The sequence below is a fragment of the Undibacterium sp. GrIS 1.8 genome (assembly GCF_040544445.1).
GTDB lineage: Bacteria > Pseudomonadota > Gammaproteobacteria > Burkholderiales > Burkholderiaceae_D > Undibacterium.
In genome coordinates, this window is the sequence record NZ_JBEONQ010000117.1 from 1 (window position 1) to 2,400 (window position 2,400).

The following is a 2,400-nucleotide window of genomic DNA, read 5'->3' on the forward strand; positions in this document are numbered from 1 at the left end:
ACGCCCAAACTCCGTCCGTAGTCAGAAAGTTCCTGCATAAATGATCGGGGTTGGGGTACTTTTTACTTCAACTTTTAAGTGCACCAACGCCCCACTGCACGATAAAGGTATTTCCAGGCGCCTTTGACCTTGATATAAGTCTCGTCCATCCGCCAGCTCCCGCCGACCGGGCGCTTGTGCTTTCTGAATATTTTTTCCAGTAGCGGCAGAAGTCGGATAGCCCAACGGCTGACGGTTGAATGATCAACGAATACACCACGCTCAGCCATCATTTCTTCGATGTGTCGCAGACTCAACGGATAGGCAGCGTACCAACGCACGCAGGTCACCATGACTTCAAGCGGATAATGCATTCGTTTGAGTACTTTGCGTAGCTCGTCTATCATTACATGAATCACAAATTTTGTCGGATCGGCAGTCTAACAGAGACAGCCTATTGCGACAGAACCAGATTTTGCGGCGTTGAGCTTAGAGCCCCATCATGTTTCAAATTCGCATCGGCAGCAACATCAGCGTGTTCAAACTGTTCGCCATACCTATCTGCCTGTCAAGAAGTCGAATACCACTTTGGCATTGTCGCTACGCAATCCGACCGGACCGTCGAATTCCAGGGCAACCGAACCAAGATTGCCCTCCCATACCACGCTGCCGTCGGCACTGACGGTCAGAATGGCCCCACGCATGGCTGCACTCAATGTATGGGGCCGATCCGTATAAATGGGCGGAACGGGCGCCGAGATCCGTGGTTTAATATTATTAATGTAGCCATGGTCGACACAATCTTCGTGCGTTTTCATCCCTGGATTGCGTTTAACCGAAACGGCAATATTCTGGTCGGGCGAAAAGTGCCACATGACATAAACAATATTGCAGGTATCCTGAGCGCGGAGCTTGACCCCAAATTGGCTCCTGACTGCACCACTACCGAGACGGGAAATCTCTTCGGTTGGTCCGAGATAGCTGAAATTCACGGTGACATCCCGTTGGCTAGGAACCTTAAGTGTGGCACGCATTTCCTTCGTGGAAACCATTAAACGATCCCCTGCTGCCCTCTGAATCTGCCCATCTGTCACGTCAAAATCGTTAGGCTGGTATTGAGCTTGGGCAATGGGCACAATCATGGCAGATATGCACAATAGAACGGCGGATCGTAGTAGCCGTTTGAGTCCCATAACATTTTTCATTCGCGCTCTTCGTTTAAAGGTTCGGTTCCAATCTCCGACACCTAGCAGGATATATTTTATCAGCATGAATGGGGTACGGTAAGGATTCCTTCGTAAATAAGTAACAGTCAGCAGCAGAAAAGCTAAATCGAGGTATTGAACTTTGTTTTGATTTTCATAATGAGTTTTCTTGCACTTTTTCTAGGCAAAACAGCCGGATTTTCGACTACAAGATAAACGTTCGTTTTTCTTTCAGTTTGTATTTTCTGGCCATCTCTTCTATGAAAAACAAAGACGTTACTCATTTACGAAGGAATCCTTGTCAATAGCAATTTAAAACTGATACAGTTTTCTCACAAACAGCGATTTAAAACTGATACACCCCCATTCCAGTCATTGCCAGTTTTTTTTGAATGCCTGATTTAACTAGCATCCCCTTTACTACGGATCATTCCCGCTTGTTTCTGATGCTTAAGCCGGTAACTTTCACCTGCGATCGGTACGATATGTGCATGGTGGAGCAGACGGTCAAGCAGTGCCGCTGTTAGGGTCGTGTCCTGTGCAAACGTTGTATCCCACTGCCCGAACGGCAAATTACTCGTCACGATCAAACTGCCTTTTTTTTATATAAAGCTGCGATGACCTGGAAGAACAAGTTGGCCTGTTCACGATTCATCGGAAGGTAACCGATTTCATCAATAATGAGCAGTCGATATGCCTTGATCGCGCGATGCATCACCGCCTTTAAATTATTTTGCAAATGTGCCGTTGTCAGTGTGAGCAGCAAATCGGCTGCGGTGATGAAGCGCGTTTTGATGCCAGCTTGTGTCGCCTTATAACCGAGCGCCATCGCTAGGTGAGTTTTGCCGACACCGGAGGGGCCGATCAGCACAACATTCTCGTTACGTTCAATGAAACCTAATCCCGCCAGTTCCTCGATCGGGCTGCGCTTGACGCCTTTGGCGAAGTCATAATTAAATGCATCCAGCGTTTTGATCACAGGGAAACCAGCCAGACGCGTCAGGTTCTGTCGCATTAAGGAAAATCCTCAAACTTTGACCACAATAGATAGTGTTTCCGGTGAATAAATAACCTGCATATTGTGGTTTACAAAACCAAAAAATCCTTAATGCGACAGAACCAATTATCTGCTCGCGCTCCTCTGGAGTGAGGGCATTCTTGGGTATTTGCATTCTGCCTGGTCGTTGATCACCTAAACTATTTTCGCTGTTAGCAT

2 protein-coding genes and 2 pseudogenes are annotated in these 2,400 nt (G+C 47.2%); all 4 read right to left on the reverse strand.

Features of this window, described 5'->3' with window-relative positions; genetic code table 11:
• Window positions 1-86: 86 nt before the first annotated feature.
• Window positions 87-353, reverse strand: a pseudogene (locus tag AAKU64_RS22310) (IS6 family transposase); the annotation flags it as partial.
• Window positions 354-536: 183 nt separating this feature from the next.
• Window positions 537-1,184, reverse strand: a complete 648-nt coding sequence (locus AAKU64_RS22315) for a hypothetical protein (protein WP_354363075.1) — start codon at window positions 1,182-1,184, stop codon at window positions 537-539.
• 401 nt (window positions 1,185-1,585) lie between these two features.
• Window positions 1,586-2,196 (reverse strand): annotated as a pseudogene (gene istB, locus AAKU64_RS22320) (IS21-like element helper ATPase IstB); the annotation flags it as partial.
• The coding region (locus tag AAKU64_RS22325) for a hypothetical protein (RefSeq protein ID WP_354363077.1) at window positions 2,138-2,400 on the reverse strand (263 nt) is incomplete at its 5' end. The pseudogene istB and the gene AAKU64_RS22325, both read right to left, overlap by 59 nt.